Origin of the sequence: uncultured Microbacterium sp., from assembly GCF_947489255.1 — a bacterium.
Classification (GTDB): Bacteria; Actinomycetota; Actinomycetes; order Actinomycetales; family Microbacteriaceae; genus Microbacterium; species Microbacterium phycohabitans.
This window is the reverse complement of the sequence record NZ_CANLCY010000003.1, coordinates 316,040-333,944: the sequence shown is the minus strand read 5'-3', so window position 1 is coordinate 333,944 and position 17,905 is coordinate 316,040. Positions and strand designations below refer to the sequence as shown.

Sequence of the window (17,905 nt, the reverse complement as noted above, 5' to 3'; positions counted from 1 at the left end):
GTGGAAGCATTTCGAGAGTGGACGATGGCGTGCGGGAGGAGCTGCGGCGACTGCGCGCGCGGGCGTACGGTCCCGGCGCCGACATCTCCGACGATCCCGCTGCGTACGCCCGGTTGCTCGCCCTCGAGGACCTCGAGCGCGTCGAGCGGTCCGAGCCCGCGGCCGTGACGACCCCGTCTCCGTCCGCCCCGTCCGTCGAGAACGCGTCGACGATCGACGGCGAGCGGGAAGCCCCGGCCGAAGAGGACGCGCCGCGCGAGCGCCCGCCCCTCCTGCGATCGAAGCGCACCGTCTGGGCGTGGGCCCTGTCTCTCGCGCTCGTCGCAGCGCTCGCGAGTGCGGCGACCTCGGTGGGCGTCGGCTTGGTGCCGGTCGCCGCATCGGCGGGAGCGCCGCAGGTCGCCACCCTCGTCGAGGACCCGGGCGCCCAGACCCCCTCCGTCTTCGGGCAGCGCACGGGTGACGAGCGGGCATTCGCCGACTTCTACGGTGTGAGCGCTTTCGTCGGCACCGCCCAGATCGACGCGAGTGAGAACCGCAGTTCGTGCATCTACCTGCTCGACACCGACGAGGTCGGACAGGACGGCACCACCGGCTTCCGCGGGAACTTCGTCTACGGCGGATGCGGTGCCGGGATCTTCCCCGCCACCGTGCAGTTCATCGTCGCCGACGGCATGCCGGACGCCTTCATCGAACGCTTCCCGGTCGGCACGAGCGTGCAGTTCGTGTACGACGGCGAGAACGTGGGCGTGTTCAGCGACGCGGGCTGAGGATGACCGGGCGGTGGGGCCGGTGGCTTCGACGGGCTCAGCCACCTCGTGGTGGGTCGATGGGCCTCGGTCGCCCGGGGCGGCGGTCCGTGAGCCTGCCGGAAGCCCGGCCAGCGGATGAGAGGGTGGGGGAGTGACCCCCCTCCTCGAACATGTGCCGACCGGTGCCGATCCGGATGCCGTGTACCTCGGTTTCGTCGAGTGGGCGGCCTCGCGCGGGCTGACGCTCTACCCCGCGCAGGACGAGGCGATCATCGAGATCGTGTCGGGGGCGAACGTGATCCTGTCGACACCGACCGGCACGGGCAAATCCCTCGTGGCGGTCGCCGCGCACGCGGCATCCCTCTCCCGGGGCGGCCGTACGTACTACACGGCGCCGATCAAGGCCCTCGTGAGCGAGAAGTTCTTCGCGCTCGTCGAGATCTTCGGCGCGGAGAACGTCGGCATGGTCACGGGCGACTCGTCGGTGAACGCCGACGCGCCGATCGTCTGCTGCACCGCCGAGATCCTCGCCAACCTCGCGCTGCGCCAGGGCGCCGACGCCGACGTGGATCAGGTCGTCATGGACGAGTTCCACTACTACGGCGAGGCCGATCGCGGCTGGGCCTGGCAGGTGCCGCTGCTGCTGCTCACGCGCGCGCAGTTCATCCTCATGTCGGCGACCCTGGGCGACGTCGAGGACATCGCCGACGACCTCTCGCGACGCACCGGTCGCCCCACGGCGCGTGTCACGGGCGTCGAGCGCCCCGTGCCGCTGCACTTCGAGTACGCCCGCACGCCCGTGCACGAGACGGTGCAGGAACTGCTCGACACCAAGCAGGCCCCGATCTACGTGGTGCACTTCTCACAGGCCGCTGCGATGGAACGGGCGCAGGCGTTGTCGTCGATCCGCATCATCGGGCGCGAGCAGCGCGACGAGATCGCCGAGGCGATCGGCGGGTTCCGCTTCACCACCGGCTTCGGCAAGACGCTCTCGCGCTACGTCCGCGCCGGCATCGGCGTGCACCACGCCGGCATGCTGCCCCGCTACCGGCGCCTGGTCGAGACGCTCGCGCAGCGGGGGCTCCTGCGCGTCATCTGCGGCACCGACACCCTCGGCGTCGGCATCAACGTGCCGATCCGCACCGTGCTCATGACCGCGCTGACGAAGTACGACGGCACGCGCATGCGCCAGCTCTCCGCGCGCGAGTTCCACCAGATCGCGGGCCGCGCCGGCCGCGCGGGTTACGACACCGCGGGAACGGTCGTCGTCATGGCACCCGACCACGAGATCGAGAACGCAGCTCAGATCCTCAAGGCCGGCGACGACCTGAAGAAGCAGAAGAAGATCGTGCGCAAGAAGGCGCCGCAGGGCTTCGTCAACTGGACCGAGCAGAGCTACGACCGCCTCGTCGCGGCGGAGCCCGAGCCGCTGCAGCCGCAGATGAAGCTCAGCGCCGCGATGCTCATCAACGTCATCGCGCGCGGCGGCGACGTGTTCGCGAACGTCCGCGCGCTGGTGTTCGACAACCACGAGCCCCGCGCCCGCCAGTACGAGCTCGCCCGTCGCGCGATCGCGATCTTCCGCACCCTGGTGCAGGCCGGTGTGGTCGAGGTCGTCCCCCCGCGTGAGTCGCCGGAATCCGTCGCTTCGAGCGGCCCTGAAGCGACGAATATTGGCGACTCGCGCATTCGGCTCACCGTCGACCTTCAGCCGAACTTCGCACTCAACCAGCCCCTGTCGCCCTTCGCGCTCGCCGCGATCGAGATGCTCGACCCCGCGGTCGAGCTGGGGAGGGGGCCGGATGCCACGGCCGCCGCCGGCGGCGTGGGCACGGGGCACTACGCGCTCGACGTGGTGAGCGTCATCGAGGCGACCCTGGACGACCCGCGTCCGATCCTGTCGCAGCAGCAGTTCCGCGCGCGCGGGGAGGCCGTGGCGGCGATGAAGCGCGAGGGCATCGAGTACGACGAGCGCATGGAACTGCTCGAGGAGATCACCTGGCCCAAGCCCCTCGACGACCTGCTCGCCCAGGCGTACGAGGTGTTCGCGTCGAGTCAGCCGTGGATCCGCGACTTCGAGCTGTCGCCGAAATCGGTCGTGCGCGACATGTTCGAGCGGGCGTGCTCGTTCGGCGAGTACGTCTCGCTATACCAGCTCGCCCGCAGCGAAGGGCTCGTGCTGCGCTACCTGAGCGACGCCTACCGCGCGATCAGGCAGACCGTGCCGGTGGACGCGCAGACCCCCGACCTGCTCGACCTCATCGCGTGGCTCGGTGAACTGGTGCGGCAGGTCGATTCGAGCCTCGTCGACGAGTGGGAGCAGCTCATCAACCCCGCCGACGATCCCGACGCGCCGGTGGTGCCGCCGGCTCCGCCGTCGATCCTCACCAACCGCCGCGCCTTCGTCGTGCTCGTGCGCAACGAGATGTTCCGCCGTGTGCAGCTGGCGGCCCTGCAGCGCGACGACGAGCTCGTCGAGCTGGATCCGGATGCCGGGTGGCCCGACGTCCTCGACCGGTACTTCGACGAGCACGATGCGATCGGCACCGGCGGAGCGTCCCGGTCGTCCGCCCTCGTGGACATCGACGAGTCCGAAGCCGCCGAAGGCTTCTGGCGCGTCGAGCAGACCATCGACGATCCCGCGGGCGACCACGATTGGCGCATCCGCGCCGAGGTCGATCTCTCCGCCTCCGAGGAGGAGGGGACGGCGGTCGTGCGGGTCACCGAGGTGCTGCGGCTCTGACCCCTTCTCCCCGGCCCGTCGATGGGTGAAGTTCTCCACCGATCACATGTGCGCATGTGATTCCTGCTGAGTGGTGTCGTAAATTGGACGCACGCCGCGAACGGGAAGGATCGGCCGTGACTCTCGACACTGCACAGGTGTTCATCGCCCTCGCCGCGTTCTTCCTCACGTTCTCCGCGGCGATCCTCGGCGGTATGAAGTGGATGCTCGATCGAGGTGAGCGTCGCACCGACCGCAACTTCGCGCAGGTCGACCGGCGGTTCGAACAGGTCGACCGGAGATTCGAGCAGGTCGATCAACGGTTCGAACAGATCGACCACCGGTTCGAACTGATCGACCACCGGTTCGACCGCCTCGAGGCCCGCATGGAGCGCGCGGATGCCCGCATGGACCGCGCCGACGCCCGTTTCGACGAGCGCATGGCTCGGATCGACGCCCGCGAACGTCAGATCGACGACCGGCTGCTGAAGATCGACGCGAACATCCTCGCCATCACCACGAAGATCGCCGGCATGAGCGACAGCATCATCGAGATGAAGGCGTCGCTCGCACGGCTGGAAGGTCCGCAGCCGCCCCTCCTGATCGCGCGCGGCTGACGCTCCCCGTTCGCGACGGGCAGGGGCCGCGGCGGCCTGAGCCTCGCACGAACGACGGATGCCGAGGCCTTGAGGCCCCGGCATCCGGTATCTGCGGTCGCTCTTACGACTTGCGGGCGACGCGGTTCTCGGCGCTGACCATCCACGACAGCTGCTCGAGACGCTCGAGCACGCCGTGCAGGATGTCGGCGCTCGTGGGGTCTTCGTCGTCGACGTCATCGTGCACGTCGCGGACGGTGCCGACGACGGCGTCCAGGCGCTCGGTGATGAGGTCGATGACCTCGGCCGTGTCGACCTCGCCCTGAGGGAACTCGGGGAGAGTGGTGGTCTCGGCGACGGTGTCGCTGCGGCCGTCGGGCAGGGCGTGCAGCGAGCGCATGCGCTCGGCGACCTCGTCACCGAACTCGCGCGCGGCGTCGATGATCTCGTCGAGCTGCAGGTGGGTGTCGCGGAAGTTCTTGCCGACGACGTTCCAGTGGGCCTGCTTGCCCTGGATCGACAGCTCGATGAGGTCGACCAGCACGGCCTGCAGGGCGTCGGTCAGCTGCTCCGACGCCTGGAAACCCTTCTCGGCGTTCTGCTCGTCGGTGGTCTCCGGACCGCTGCCTCCGCGCGCGGGGCGGCGGCGGTTCTTGGTGGGGGCGTCCTTCGTGGTGGTGGACATGCGCGTTCCTTTCGTCACGGTCGATAGCGACGTTAGGCCGCACGCCCGGGCGCGCGGCGGGGGTTGCGAGGGCGTCGGAGGAGAGGTACCGGAGTCCGCCGTAGCCGCTCGCGGGTCGAACGACAACCCCGGGGGAGCCTCGCCGCCCGATTCCTAGCGTGAAGACGTGGCTCCCACTCCTCCCGCACCGTCTCGGCCCCTCCGCGACTACGCCGCGATCGGCGACGGTCGAACGGTCGCGCTCATCGGCCTGGACGGATCGGTGGACTGGCTCCCGCTGCCCAACATCCACTCGCGTCCGGTGTTCGCCCGTCTCGTCGACGAGTCCGCGGGGGGATGCATCGAACTGGCGCCCGTGGAGGAGTACGAGGTCACGCGGCGGTACATCCCGCGTACCAATGTCCTCGAGACCACGTTCACCACGGCATCCGGGGTCGCGACCGTCACCGACGCGATGGTCACGGGTATCGCCGGACGCCTGCCGTGGGCAGAGCTCGCCCGCCGCGTCGACGGCGTGGAGGGCGAGGTGGAGTTCGCGTGGTGCGTGCAGCCGGGCACCATGCTGCGCTCGGCGGCCCCCTGGACCGAACGCATCGACGGCTTCTCGATCATGCGCGTCGACCACGTCTCGCTGGCGGTGACCGGCCACGAGCACGGACTCCACGGCGATCCGGATGCCGGCAACGAGAGCATCGACGGAGGGTTCACGACCACGAAGGGCTCGCGGCATCTCCTCGTGATCGCCGCGACCGAGGGCGAGCCCCTGCGCATCCCCGACGCGAAGAACGTGGACCGGGGCATCGACCGCACGATCGGCGGCTGGACGATGTGGTCGGACGAGTTCTCGTACGAGGGGCCGTGGGCCGACGACGTGCAGCGCAGCGCTCTCGCCCTCAAGCTCCTGCTGTTCAGCCCGACCGGGGCGATCGCGGCCGCGGCGACGACGTCGTTGCCCGAGAACCCGCGCGGCGGCAAGAACTGGGACTACCGCTTCGCCTGGGTCCGTGACCTCGCCTACACCGCCCACGCCTGGGTCGGCTTCGGTCTGCGCGAGGAGACGCACGCCGCCATCTCGTGGCTGTTGCGGACGATCCGGAAGAACGGTCCCGAGGTGCAGGTGATGTACACGCTCGACGGCGACGCCGAGATCGGGCTCGAGAAGCATCAGGTGCCGGGATGGAACGGCAATCAGCCGGTCGTCACCGGCAACCCGGCGCAGGGGCAGCTGCAACTCGGGGTCTACGGCGACCTGATCGCGCTGTGCCGCACGTACGTCGAGGCCGGCAATCGCCTCGACACCCAGACCGGGCGCCTGCTGGCAGACGTCGCCGACCGCACGTGCGACCTCTGGCGCCGCGAGGACTCCGGCATGTGGGAGCTCCCGGAGCTGCGTCACTACACCTCGTCGAAGATGGGGTGCTGGAAGGCGCTCGACGACGCCCAGTGGCTCGCCGACGGCGGTCACATCCCCGACAACGGCGATCGCTGGCGCGCCGAGCGCGACCGCATCCACCGCTGGGTCGAGGAGCGTTGCTGGTCGGAGAAGCTGCAGGCCTACACGCTCGCGTCCGGCAGCGAAGATCTCGACGCCTCCGTGCTGCTGCACGCGCCCACCGGTTTCGACCGGGGCGAGCGGATGTCGAAGACCCTGGATGCCATCACCGCACGTCTCACCACCGAGAACCACCTCGTCTACCGCTACACGGGCATGGACCAGGAGGAGCAGACGTTCGTCGCCTGCGCGTTCTGGCGGGCCACGGCCCTGGCCTGCGTCGGTCGGCACGACGAAGCCCTCGAGGCGATGGACGCGCTCGTCGCGCAGGGCAACGACGTCGGGATCTACTCCGAGATGATCGCCGAGTCCGACGGGGCGTTCTGGGGCAATCTGCCGCAGGCGCTCAGTCACCTCGCCCTCATCAACGCCGCTCTCGTCATCCGCGACCTCGTCGACGAGGCCGCGCTGAAGAACCGCTGACTCTCCGCCGAGGCGGCCTCCGCCCCGGCATCCCCCTATGAAAGGACTCGCCATGAGCACGCAGTACACCTTCACCGACCCGGCCAAGCTCTACGCCGACATCGACCCGCAGTCGCAGGACCAGAAGGAGCCCGGCCTCGACGCCGAGCTGACGCCGAAGGCCGCCCTCGGCGAAGACACCTACGTCGGCACCGATCGGCTGAAGGGCCGGAAGGCCCTCATCACCGGTGCCGATTCGGGCATCGGTGCGGCCACGGCGATCGCGTTCGCCCGCGAGGGGGCGTCGGTCGCGATGTCGTACCTGCCGGAGGAGAAGGTGGATGCCGATCGCATCGCCGGCATCCTGCGCGATGCCGGCGCGACCGTCGTGCAGATCCCCGGCGACCTGCGCGAGCGCGAGTACGCCCGCACGCTCGTGAAGGAAGCGGTCGAGGGCCTCGGCGGCCTCGACATCGTCGTCAACAACGGCGGCAAGCAGATCTTCAACGAAGACGTCACCACGCTGACCGACGAGGAGTTCGACGACACCTTCAAGACCAACGTCTACGCGATGTTCTGGATCTGCAAGGAGGCCGTGCCCCACCTGAAGCCCGGTTCGACGATCATCAACACCACCTCGATCCAGGCGTACTCGCCGGCGCCGATCCTCGTCGACTACGCCTCGACGAAGGCGACGATCAACACCTTCACCAAGGCGCTCGGCCAGCAGCTGGCGCCCAAGGGTATCCGCGTCAACGCCGTGGCTCCGGGACCGATCTGGACGCCGCTGCAGGTCACCGACGGCCAGCCCGACGAGAAGGTCGACGAGTTCGGCGAGGAGACGCCGCTCGGACGCATGGGCCAGCCCGCCGAGCTCGCTCCGGCGTACGTGTACCTCGCCTCGGCGGAGTCGAGCTACGTCATCGGCGAGACGCTGAACGTCAACGGCGGGATGCCGACGCCGTAAGCGGCGACCGCAGGCGGGGCCGTCGTCCGGGAACGGGCGGCGGCCCTTCGGCGTGCGGGCGGGGCCCGGTCCCTTCGACAGGCTCAGGGACCTGGCGAGCGCGCCGGAGCTAAGTCGGGGCGTGGCGTTCGCGGGAGGTGGCTGAGCCTGTCGAAGCCACCGGGGCTGCTTCGGGGCCTGGCGTGCGGGGGAGGTGGCTGAGCCTGTCGAAGCCACCGGGGCCGCTCAGGCGTCGAGGCGCTTGCGGTAGAAGATCTCGCCGTCGGCGGTGGTCTCGGTGCGCTGATAGCCCTCGCGCTCGTACAGGCGCTGGTTCGCCTCGCTCAAGCCTCCGGTGAAGAGTTCGGCCTCGGTGGCTCCGGCATCCCGTCCGCGGTCCTCCACCGCCGCGAGCAGCAGCGTCCCCAGCCCTTCCCCCTGCTGGTCGGGCGCGATCGCGAGGCGGCCGATCAGCAGCAGGTCGCCGTCGCGGCGGGCGCGCACCGCGCCGACGATGCGACCGCCGGTCACCGCGACGCAGCCGAGGTTCTCCACGAGTTCCGCGGCGAGCTCCTCGAGGGTCTGCGTGAGGGGCGGCATGTCGGGATCGCCGTAGATGAGGGCTTCGCTCGCGAACGCGGCGCGTTGGATCGTCAGCACCTCGCCGGCGTCGTCGGGGTGGATGGGGCGGATGACGGGTTCATCGGTCATGGGGTTCTCTCCCGGCGGTTTCGAAGCGGAGGTTAACTATCATGGGGCGTGCTGCGACGTCTTTCAGGGGTCTAGCGCTCCTCGCCATGAACGACTTCTTCGATTCGCGCGTCCGCACCGACGACGCCGCCGACACGCACGCCTGGCTCCAGGCGCAGTACGGTCATGTCGACGTCCTGGCGGATCGCGTGTCGATCGCGGAGCACGCGGTCGGCGATGCGGCTTTCGCGCTGCGGCGCCTCGCCTGGGACTGCCGGGCGGAGATCGTCTACGAGGCCGACCGTTTCTTCTTCGCCACCTCGGGCCCCGGGTACGCCTGGCGTATCGGCGCGCGCCACGGCGACTACAGCGTCGAGCCGGGCATCGTCGAGCCCGGGCACGAACTGATCGGGAGTGCGGACCGGACCGAGGTGCAGCTGTTGACCTTCGACGCGGACTGGCTCCGTGAGGCGGCTCGCACGATGTACGGCGACGACGCCCTGGAGGTCCGCTTCGGCGATTCCGGTCCCGTCTCGCGGCGGCTGCGGGACTACTGGCTGGCGACTCTGCGCTGGTCGCTCACGCAGACACCCCTGCTCGCCGAGCCGCTCGTGCGCGCCCACGTGCGTCGTGCGCTCGTCGCGGCGACGCTCGAGGCGTTCCCCCTTCTCGGTGATCCGCGCGAACGGCGGGCGTCGGCGATCGAGCAGGCGTCGCTGTACGCGGCGGCGAGCTCGTGGATCGACGACCACGCCTCGTTGCCCGTCACGGTCGACGACGCCGCCCGTGCGGTCGGGACCTCGACGCAGGGCCTGCGCCGCGCGTTCCTCGCCAACGGGCACCTGGCATCCACTCCCGAGGACTATCTGGCGCACGCACGTCTGAGCGCCGCGCACGCGGACCTGCTGGCCGCGGACCCGACGATCACGAGCGTCGCCGACATCGCGGCCCGCTGGGGATTCCTCGACCTCGCGGCTTTCGCCCGGGCCTACCGCGACGCGTACGGCGCGACGCCGCGGCGGACGCTGGATCGCTGACTCAGCGATCGCGGTCGGTGTACTCGCCCGGGTCGTCGAGGTCTTCACGCGACTCGTGGCCGCTCGACTGCTCGACGTCGGTGTAGGCGCCGGCCTCGTCGGCGCGCGGGCGGCTCTCGCTGCCGTCGGCGTTCTGGCGGTCGATGTACTCGCCGGGCTGGTCGGCGCTGCCGCGGTCCATCTCGCCGTCGGGCAGTTGGACGTCGGTGTACTCGCCCTCGCCGGGTCCCGTGCCGTGTCCGTTGACGTCGCGATCGGCCATTGCCGCCTCCTCGGGGTCGTGGTGTGCTCGACGCTAGCCGTCGGATGCCGCGGCCGCGACCGTCTTGACACGCTCCTGCGGCGCGGCCCGACGCGTGTCAAGGCCGCGGCGCGAGTCCACCCGGAGGTGCAGGGTGGAACACATGCCAGCTCTCGCCATCATCCTCGTCATCGTGGGCCTCGTGCTCCTGTTCCTCGGCGTCTTCGTCGAGGCCGTGAAGTTCTTGCTGTGGATCGGGATCATCATCCTGATCATCGGCATCATCGCCGCGCTCATGCGCTTCATCCGTCGACAGGTCTAGTCACACCGGTCGCATGCCGACGCCGCTCCACGCGAACCGCCCCCGGGCTGACGCGTCGGGGCGGCGTCGTCGTTCTGCGGCGTTTGCGAGCCGCCGCACGCGTCTCAGGCCGAGAACAGGTCGCGCGCCCGCGGCCGACGCGACGCGGCGACATCGTCGAGAGCGCTGCCCAGCTCGGAGAACTCGAACGTGAAGCCCGCCTCGGTGAGCGCCCGGGGGACGGCCCAGCGGCTCTTGAGCACCAGCTCGGGTTCGTTGCGCAGCAGGGCCATCGCCGGATCGAGCATCCAGCGCCACGCCGGCAGGCCGAACGGCATCCGGGCCACCCGCCGCAGTTCGCGCATGAGGGTGCGGTTGTCGCTGACGCCCGGAGCGACGAGGTTGACGGGCCCCGAGAGCGCCTCGTCGTCGCGGAGGAAGCGGACGGATGCCACCACGTCGTCGATGTGGATCCAGCTGAAGCGCTGATACCCGCGCGAGCGATGCCACGACGACCACACGGGACCGGTGGGGCGGGCGCCGATCCCACGGTAGCGACGGTGCGGGAACCACCAGCTGTCGATCTGCGGCCCGCCGAGTCCGAGCTTCGCGAGAGCGAACAGCATCCGGGTGGCGGGACCGTCGCCGAGGACGATGGCCATGCGCAGGGCCACGCGCCGGGTCGCGGGCAGGTCGCCCGAGAAGAACGCGCGCTCCCAGCTCGTGGCCACGTCGACCGAGAACCCCTCGCCGATCACGCCGTCGGTCTCGTCGTTGCCGCGTTCGGTCTCGTGGCGGTAGATCGTGGCGGTGGAGGCGTTCATCCACACGCGCGGCGGTCGCCCGGCCGCGGCGACGGCGGCGTGCAGAGCACGCGTGGTGTCGACGCGGGAGCGCAGGATCTCGTCGCGGTTTGCGTCGGTGTACCGGCACGACACGATCTTGCCGGCGAGGTTGATCAGTACGTCGGCGCCGTCGACGAGACGCGCGATCCCGCCGGGATCGGCCCAGGTGACCGTTCCGGATCGGCCGACGGTGTCGACGTCGAAGCCGTCCTGCGCGAACGCGCGGGTCAGCGCTCGCCCGACGAATCCGCTCGCGCCGGTGATGACGGCGCGGGGGTGCCCAGCCGGCGGGTGATCGGTCACGGGGACTCCTGTCGTCGCAGCCGATCGTAGCGAGCCGGTCGTCCTCGGGGGCGCGCGGTCGCTCGACATCGCGACGATCCGGTCGGGCGTGTGCGCCGTGACTGACACAATGGAGGCCATGCGACGACACGGCCGGGGCACGCGCGTCGCGCGGGGTGCCGCCGCCGCTGCCGTCGCGACCTTCGTCGCCCTGCTGTCGCACGTCTCCGGCGGCGGTGAGGTTCCCGGCATCCTGGGCATCGTCGTGCCGCTCGCGCTCTCGTTCGTCGCATGCACCGCGCTGGCCGGCCGCCGCACCTCGGCGCTGCGGCTCGGCCTGGCGGTCGCGGTGAGCCAGGTGCTGTTCCACACCCTTTTCGTGCTGGGCAGCTATCGGTCGGGAGCCGAGGGGCACGTCCACGGAGCCGTGCCCGCCGCCGTCACCAGCAGCGCCATGCCGCACGTGATGACGACGGATGCCGGGATGTGGGCGTGGCACGCCGTCGCGGCCCTCGTCACCACCGTGGCCCTGCACCGCGGGGAACGCACGCTCGCGGCCCTGCGCGAGCTCGCGCAGCGCTCGATCGCCTGGGTCCGCGCGCGCGCCCGGATCATCGCGGCGACCTTCGGACCGGCGCCACTGCGCCGCGTCTCGGCCGAGGTGGTGGCCGTCGTGCGGCCCGTCTCGGCGCTCATCGTCGCATCCGCGAGGCGGCGCGGGCCACCGGCACGGACCGCGTGAGTTCCGCCCCGTCGGCCTGAGTCGGCGACGGGGTGGTCGATCCCGACGGGGCCTCGTGCGCCCGGGCGGGGTCGTTCGACGTCGTCCGGACGTCTTCTCGTTCCCGTGCCCTCGTGCGCCGGCCACGGACGCCACGCCGATGCCTCCCCGCATCGCCGCGCGTGCCGTTCGTCCGCCGTGCTCGCGAGGCTGCGGCCCCGTGCCTCCGCACGGGCGCCGATGTACGGGTGCCGCGTGCACCCGGAGAGTGCCCCATGTTCCGTTTCCGTGCCCTCGCGGGCGGGATCGTCGTGGCCGTCGCCGTCGTTCTGGCGTCGATCGTCCCGGCATCCGCCCACGATCAACTCCTGTCCAGTACACCCGCCGAGGGTGAGCGTCTGGCATCCGCCCCCGATGAGATCTCCCTGAGCTTCTCGGCCGACGTGCTCGACGTGGGCGCCGAGGTCGTCGTGGCCGACGCCGACGGCGTCGACTGGGCGGGCGCCGACCCCCTCCTCTCCGCGGGGGTGGTCACCGTGCCGTTGCGCGGTGAGCTGCCCGCCGCGGGGTACGAGGTGCGGTGGCGCGTCGTCTCGAGCGACGGTCATCCCATCTCGGGCGTCGTGCCCTTCACCGTCGGCGACGGCGCTCCCCTCGAGCGCGCCGCCGCGGTCCCCGCCGCCGAGGCGGCATCCGATCCGGTGGTCGACGATGCGGCCGGGATCCCCCGCGTCGTGGTCGTCGCCGCAGCGGGAGCGGCCGTCGCCCTCGCGATCTTCATCGTGTTCTTCTTCCTCCGCCGTCGCGCCGCGCGCGACGCACAGTCCTGAAAGGCTGCTCATGACCCTCCGTACCCTGCGCTTCAGCGCCCTCGCCGCCGCCGCCGTTCTCGCCCTCGCGGGCTGCTCCGCCCCGGCATCCACCACCCCTGCCTCGTCGCAGGCCGACGCGTTCACCTCGACCGACGTGTGGGTCAAGGCCGCCGACAGCGGCATGACCGCCGGCTTCGGCCAGTTGCGCAATGACGGCGACACCGATCTCACGGTCGTCTCGGCGACCGATGAGGCGACCTCCGCGATGGAACTGCACGAGACCGTGCCGAACGAGACCGGTCAGATGGTGATGCGCGAGGTCGAGGGCGGCTTCGTCATCCCCGCGGGCGGATCGATCGAGCTCGCGCCCGGCGGCAACCACCTCATGTTCATGGACGTCACCTCGCCGCTGCGCGCCGGCGAGGAGACGACCATCACGCTCACCTTCGCCGACGACTCGACGGCTGAGATCACCGCTCCCGTGAAGGAGTTCTCGGGCGCGAACGAGAACTACGAGGGCGGCGACATGAGCGACATGGACATGGGTCACTGATGGCCCGCCGAGACAGAAGCCCCGCCGACAGCGGAGGTGCGACCAGACGCACCTTCCTGCTCGGCGGGGCGGTCGCGGGCGTCGGGGCGGCGGCGGCGATCGGGATCGACGCGGCCGTGTCCGCCCGCGCGCAGGATCCCGGGGCGTCGACGCCGCTGAACGGCGAGACGACCGTGCCGTTCTACGGGATGCATCAGGCCGGCGTGGACACCGACGCGCAGGCGCACGTCTCGCTCATCGCGTTGGACCTTCTCGCCGAGGTCGATCGCGACGGGATGCGACGGCTCATGCGCACCCTCACCGACGACGCCGCCCGGCTGACCCAGGGGCGAGGCGCCCTGGCCGACACCGAACCCGAGCTGGCCGTCGCCCCCGCGCGACTGACGGTGACGTTCGGGTTCGGACCGGCCTTCGTCGCGCGCGCCGGAGCGTCGGCCCCGGCGTGGCTGCAGCCGCTCCCGGCGTTCGGGATCGACCGCCTCCGGCCGGAGTACGGCGACGGCGACCTGCTGCTGCAGGTCGCGGCCGACGACCCCGTGACCGTCGCGCACGCGGCGCGCATGCTGCTCAAGGACGCGCGGGCGTTCGCCGCCGTGCGGTGGGTGCAGCAGGGCTTCCGTCGGGCGCACGGCACCGAGCGCCCCGGGACGACGATGCGCAATCTCTTCGGCCAGGTCGACGGCACCGCCAACCCGGTGCCCGGGACAACCGCCTTCGACGACATCGTCTGGGCGCGGGAGGGCTGGCTCGCCGGGGGAACCGGGATGGTGGTGCGGCGCATCGCCATGGACCTCGACAAGTGGGACCACCTCGACCGCCCCGGCCGCGATCAGGCCGTCGGGAGGTTCCAGTCCACGGGCGCCCCTCTCACCGGCACCGACGAGTTCGACGAACCCGACTTCGACGCGACGGATGCCATCGGCTTCCCCGTCATCGCCGAGTTCTCGCACCTGCGGCGCTCGCGTCCGGATGACCCCACGCAGCGGATCTTCCGCCGCGGCTACAACTACGACCAGACGCCGCCCGCCGGCGCGGTTAGCGACGCGGGCCTGCTGTTCGTGTCGTTCCAGGCAGACATCGAAAGGCAGTTCGTGCCCATCCAACGCAGACTCGACGAGCTCGATCTCCTCAACGAGTGGACGACCCCCATCGGATCGGCGGTGTTCGCGGTGCCACCGGGATGCCGCGAAGGCGGCTTCATCGGAGAGGGGATCCTGTCGTGACCACGACCATCGAACCCGCCGAGCCCGCGGCGGAGGCACCGGCTCCCCGCCCGGGTGCGGCCATGCGTCCCGGCCGCGGCGGATGGTTCACCCCGCTGCTGCGGCGCCTGCACTTCTTCGCAGGTCTCCTCGTGGGACCGTTCATCCTCGTTGCGGCGGTGAGCGGAGCGCTCTACGCCGTCACCCCGACGCTCGAGAAGGTCGTCTACGCGCACGAGCTGACCGCGGCCTCGGATGCCGCCGGGGTGCCGTTGGCCGCGCAGGTCGAAGCGGCCGAGGCGTATCTCGGCGACGGATCGACGCCCGTCGCCGTGCGCCCCGCCCCCGAGGCCGGGGCGACCACGCGCGTCATGTTCGCCGACGAGACACTGCCCGAAAGCACGACGCGGGCGATCTTCGTCGACCCCGCCACGACCGAGATCCGCGGCGACCTCCCCGTCTACGGCACGAGCGGAGCGCTGCCGCTGCGGCACTGGATCAGCGACCTGCACCGTTCGTTGCACCTGGGCGATGCGGGCCGCTGGTACAGCGAGCTCGCGGCATCCTGGCTCGGGATCGTCGCTCTCGCGGGACTCGGGCTGTGGCTCGGACGCTTCGTGCGCTCGCGCCGGGGACGCCGCGACCTGCTGCGCCCCAACCGCCGTCACACCGGGTACCGACGGCTGTCGGGATGGCACACCTCGGTCGGGATCTGGGTCGTCCTCGGCGCGGTGTTCCTCTCGGCGACGGGCATCACCTGGTCGACGTTCGCGGGAGCCCACGTGTCCGACCTGCGCGCCGCCGTCGGAGAGGGCACTCCCGCGCTGACGACCTCGCTCGACGGCGCGGCGGCCGCGGGCGGTGAGCACGCCGGACATGCCGGACACGGCGGCGCGGCGTCGTCGCCGACGGGTGCGGCCAACCCCGCGACCTTCGACGCGGTCCTCGCGATCGCGCAGCGCATCAACGTCAACAGCGGAGACGTCGAGATCAAACCCCCGGCCGCCGCGGGGAAGGCGTGGGTGGTGCAGGAGATCCACCGCAGCTTCCCGACCGAGGTGGATGCCGTCGCGATCGACGGATCGAGCATGCAGGTGACCGACCGGATCGACTTCGCCGACTTCCCGCTGCTGGCGAAGCTGTCGCGCTGGGGGATCGACCTGCACATGGGGACGATGTTCGGCCTCGCGAACCAGCTCGTGCTGTTCGCGCTCGCTCTCGGCATCGCGGCCCTGGTGGTGCTGGGATACGCGATGTGGTGGAAGCGGCGGCCGACCCGCGGCCTCGCGACCGCCCCCGCGCGCGGGGTGCTCGGTCGCGCGCCGTGGTGGGGGATCGCGGCGGTCCTCGTCGTCGCGATCGCGATCGGGCTGTTCCTGCCGCTCGTGGGCTACACCCTCGCGGCGTTCGTGGTGATCGACCTCCTGCTCGGCTGGCGCGCGCGCCGCGCCACGGCCGCGGGGTCGCGCGGCACCGCGTCGCGCTGAGCGCCCCGGGGCGGCATCCCGCGGACACGCCTCACCGGCGGCCGTCCGCGGGGGCCGCCTCTGTCGGCGCCGTGGCCGCTCCGCGCACCTCCGCCGTGAGAGGGAGGCGGACGACGCCGCGTGCTCGTAGCGTGGGAGGACCCCGCCGGAAGGACCCCCGTGACTCTCGCCCGTCGCCTCACCGCCCTCGTCTCCCTCGTCGCCGTCGCCGCCCTCACCGCGTGCGCGAGCGCGAAACCCGCTCCGAGCGGGAGTCCCGCGGCATCCGTCGACATCCCCGCCACCCCGGTGGGAGAGCGCATGACGTGGATCATCGACGTGTTCGAGGCCGAGGACGACACCACCCCCGGCGCGTGGGCCCGCGTGCTGGACGAGAACTTCCAGAAGCAGGTGCCGGCCGAGCAGGTCGCCGAGATGGTGAACCGGCAGATCCGTCCGGCGGCGCCCTTCACCGTGACCGCCTACACCGGGACCGAGACGCAGGCCCGTGCCACGCTCGCCGGTGCCCTCGGCGACCCGTTCGACCTCACGCTCGCGATCGACTCCGCGGGGCGCGTCACCACGATGCTGCTGGGTCCGGTCGCCCCCGCGTGGGAACCCTCGACCTCGCTCGACGAGGTGGAGCAGCGGCTTCGCGCGCTGCCCGGCCAGGTGAGCGCGCTCGTGCAGCGCGGCGACGAGACGGTCGTGTCGATCGACGCCGAACGCTCCGCGCCCCTGGCATCGGTGTTCAAGCTGTACGTGCTCCTGGCGGTGGCGGATGCCGTGGCATCCGGCGACCTGTCGTGGGACGACACGCTCGTGCTCGACGACGACGACCGCAGCCTCCCCTCGGGCGAGCTGCAGGATGCTCCCACCGGCACCGAGGTGTCGGTGCGCGAGGCGGCCTCGGCGATGATCCGCATCAGCGACAACACCGCGACCGACCTCCTGATCGCCCGGCTCGGACGCGAGCGCGTCGAGGCGGCGGTGGCGCGAAGCGGTCATTCCGATCCCGCCGCGCTGCGGCCCTTCGTCTCGACCAAGGAGCTGTTCACCCTCGGCTGGGGTGACCCCGCCGTGCGCGCCGAGTGGGAGGCGGCCGACGAGGCGGGCAAGCGCGCGCTCCTCGACCGCATCGACGCGGCCCCGCTCGCCGTCGAGGGCGAGAAGGTCGTCACGCCCGAGTGGCAGGACGGTTTCGACTGGTTCGCCTCGGCCGCCGACGTCGCCGCCGTGCATCGCGCGCTGCAGCAGACGCAGGATGCCGAGGTGCTCGGCATCCTGAGCGAGAACCCGGGGCAGGGACTCGACGTCGGAACGTGGCCGTACGTGGCGTTCAAGGGCGGATCGAGCCGCGGCGTGCTCACCGGCAGCTGGTTCGTGCGCGATGAGACGGGGGAGGCGACGGTGGTGCTGATGATGGCCGACACCGACGTCGCGGCGGTGTCGGAGGCGATGTCCGGCTTCTTCCACCTCGCCGAGGACGCGCTGCGTCTGGCGCACTGACGGCACGGGCTCGACCTCCGGCGAGGAGGGAGGTTCCCGAGCCCGTCGATGGGACCGGGCGCGGGAGGCGCCGGCGGCGGAACCTCCCGCGCGGGGCGGTCAGGCGTCGTCGGGGTCGGGCAGTCGCTGGGCGATCTTGCTGGATGCCGCCGAGTCGCGGCCGACGCCCGGTTGGAACGCCGCGATCGGGTCGTCGGCGTCCACGTGCGCCTCGCCGCCGTCGGCGTCGCGCGGGGGAGAGGCGGGGGTCCTCTCCGTCGCGTGGTGATCGGTGCCCTGCGTGTCCTCGGTGTGGCGCGAGGTCGACCCGCCCTCGCTCGAGTCCCGCTCGGTGAGGCCGTCGGCGGCGCGGGTGCCGACGCCGGGCAGGTCGTTCTGGCTCGAGATGTTCTGCATGCGCGCTTCGTCGTCGGGATCGATCCGCGCGGCTCCGACGGCGCCGGAGTCGGCCCCTGCGGCACCGGCGGGGATGTCGGCGGCGAGACCGTCGGACTCGGGGACGAGGTTCTCTTCGTCGGCTCCGGGGAGCCGCTCGGCGGGGGTGTCCATGCTGATCCTTCCGTGGGTGTGACGCCACGCTAGGTCGCCGCC

The 17,905-nt window shown here is 71.3% G+C and carries 18 protein-coding genes; 13 read left to right on the top strand and 5 right to left on the bottom strand.

Features of this window, described 5'->3' with window-relative positions:
• The first annotated feature begins 17 nt into the window (after nt 1-17).
• The 3 genes from Q0818_RS08865 to Q0818_RS08855 all read left to right on the top strand — a co-directional run bounded on the left by Q0818_RS08865 (nt 18) and on the right by Q0818_RS08855 (nt 4,091).
• The gene (locus Q0818_RS08865; protein WP_298873682.1) at nt 18-770 is read left to right on the top strand and encodes a hypothetical protein; all 753 of its coding nucleotides are present in this window, start codon (nt 18-20) and stop codon (nt 768-770) included.
• Nucleotides 771-903: 133 nt separating this feature from the next.
• Entirely contained in the window at nt 904-3,495 is a 2,592-nt protein-coding gene (locus tag Q0818_RS08860) for an RNA helicase (RefSeq protein WP_298873680.1), read from the top strand.
• 116 nt (nt 3,496-3,611) lie between these two features.
• A complete protein-coding gene (locus Q0818_RS08855; protein WP_298873677.1) occupies nt 3,612-4,091 on the top strand; it encodes a hypothetical protein in 480 nt (159 codons plus the stop codon).
• A gap of 103 nt (nt 4,092-4,194) precedes the next feature.
• Here the strand turns inward: Q0818_RS08855 and Q0818_RS08850 are convergent, their stop codons facing one another.
• A complete protein-coding gene (locus Q0818_RS08850; protein WP_298873675.1) occupies nt 4,195-4,755 on the bottom strand; it encodes a DNA starvation/stationary phase protection protein in 561 nt (186 codons plus the stop codon).
• A gap of 166 nt (nt 4,756-4,921) precedes the next feature.
• Here Q0818_RS08850 and Q0818_RS08845 point away from each other — a divergent pair, with 166 nt between their 5' ends.
• Together Q0818_RS08845 and Q0818_RS08840 are read left to right on the top strand one after the other, a co-directional pair.
• Nucleotides 4,922-6,730 (top strand): glycoside hydrolase family 15 protein, encoded by a 1,809-nt coding sequence (locus Q0818_RS08845; RefSeq protein ID WP_298873673.1) that lies wholly within the window; start codon nt 4,922-4,924, stop codon nt 6,728-6,730.
• Nucleotides 6,731-6,782: 52 nt separating this feature from the next.
• Nucleotides 6,783-7,676, top strand: coding sequence for an SDR family oxidoreductase (locus Q0818_RS08840; RefSeq protein ID WP_298873671.1), 894 nt, complete (start codon nt 6,783-6,785; stop codon nt 7,674-7,676).
• 225 nt (nt 7,677-7,901) lie between these two features.
• On the opposite strand, the gene Q0818_RS08835 is transcribed toward Q0818_RS08840, so the two are convergent.
• Nucleotides 7,902-8,366, bottom strand: coding sequence for a GNAT family N-acetyltransferase (locus tag Q0818_RS08835; RefSeq protein WP_298873669.1), 465 nt, complete (start codon nt 8,364-8,366; stop codon nt 7,902-7,904).
• 86 nt (nt 8,367-8,452) lie between these two features.
• Between Q0818_RS08835 and Q0818_RS08830 the strand changes: the two genes are divergently transcribed.
• Nucleotides 8,453-9,382 carry an AraC family transcriptional regulator gene (locus Q0818_RS08830; protein ID WP_298873667.1) on the top strand — a complete coding sequence of 310 codons (930 nt, stop codon included), beginning with the start codon at nt 8,453-8,455 and terminating at the stop codon, nt 9,380-9,382.
• A gap of 1 nt (nt 9,383) precedes the next feature.
• On the opposite strand, the gene Q0818_RS08825 is transcribed toward Q0818_RS08830, so the two are convergent.
• Nucleotides 9,384-9,644 (bottom strand): hypothetical protein, encoded by a 261-nt coding sequence (locus Q0818_RS08825; RefSeq protein WP_298873665.1) that lies wholly within the window; start codon nt 9,642-9,644, stop codon nt 9,384-9,386.
• A 142-nt stretch (nt 9,645-9,786) separates the two neighbouring features.
• Between Q0818_RS08825 and Q0818_RS08820 the strand changes: the two genes are divergently transcribed.
• Nucleotides 9,787-9,945: a hypothetical protein gene (locus tag Q0818_RS08820; protein WP_298873663.1), complete on the top strand. Its 159-nt coding sequence runs from the start codon at nt 9,787-9,789 to the stop codon at nt 9,943-9,945.
• Between the two features lie 104 nt (nt 9,946-10,049).
• Here the strand turns inward: Q0818_RS08820 and Q0818_RS08815 are convergent, their stop codons facing one another.
• Nucleotides 10,050-11,072, bottom strand: coding sequence for a DUF1731 domain-containing protein (locus Q0818_RS08815; protein WP_298873661.1), 1,023 nt, complete (start codon nt 11,070-11,072; stop codon nt 10,050-10,052).
• A 118-nt stretch (nt 11,073-11,190) separates the two neighbouring features.
• Here Q0818_RS08815 and Q0818_RS08810 point away from each other — a divergent pair, with 118 nt between their 5' ends.
• The 6 genes from Q0818_RS08810 to Q0818_RS08785 all read left to right on the top strand — a co-directional run bounded on the left by Q0818_RS08810 (nt 11,191) and on the right by Q0818_RS08785 (nt 17,314).
• On the top strand, nt 11,191-11,793 hold the full coding sequence (locus tag Q0818_RS08810; RefSeq protein ID WP_298873659.1) for a hypothetical protein: 603 nt from the start codon (nt 11,191-11,193) through the stop codon (nt 11,791-11,793).
• Between the two features lie 254 nt (nt 11,794-12,047).
• Nucleotides 12,048-12,602 carry a copper resistance CopC family protein gene (locus tag Q0818_RS08805; protein WP_298873656.1) on the top strand — a complete coding sequence of 185 codons (555 nt, stop codon included), beginning with the start codon at nt 12,048-12,050 and terminating at the stop codon, nt 12,600-12,602.
• A gap of 10 nt (nt 12,603-12,612) precedes the next feature.
• Complete coding sequence (locus Q0818_RS08800) at nt 12,613-13,137, top strand: copper chaperone PCu(A)C (RefSeq protein ID WP_298873654.1); 525 nt, start codon at nt 12,613-12,615, stop codon at nt 13,135-13,137.
• Entirely contained in the window at nt 13,137-14,360 is a 1,224-nt protein-coding gene (locus Q0818_RS08795; protein WP_298873652.1) for a Dyp-type peroxidase, read from the top strand. Before Q0818_RS08800 ends, Q0818_RS08795 begins: the two co-directional genes overlap by 1 nt.
• A 62-nt stretch (nt 14,361-14,422) precedes the next feature.
• Complete coding sequence (locus Q0818_RS08790; RefSeq protein WP_298874231.1) at nt 14,423-15,826, top strand: PepSY domain-containing protein; 1,404 nt, start codon at nt 14,423-14,425, stop codon at nt 15,824-15,826.
• A gap of 159 nt (nt 15,827-15,985) precedes the next feature.
• Nucleotides 15,986-17,314 (top strand): serine hydrolase, encoded by a 1,329-nt coding sequence (locus Q0818_RS08785; protein ID WP_298873650.1) that lies wholly within the window; start codon nt 15,986-15,988, stop codon nt 17,312-17,314.
• A gap of 99 nt (nt 17,315-17,413) precedes the next feature.
• On the opposite strand, the gene Q0818_RS08780 is transcribed toward Q0818_RS08785, so the two are convergent.
• Nucleotides 17,414-17,863, bottom strand: coding sequence for a hypothetical protein (locus tag Q0818_RS08780; RefSeq protein ID WP_298873648.1), 450 nt, complete (start codon nt 17,861-17,863; stop codon nt 17,414-17,416).
• Nucleotides 17,864-17,905: the final 42 nt, after the last annotated feature.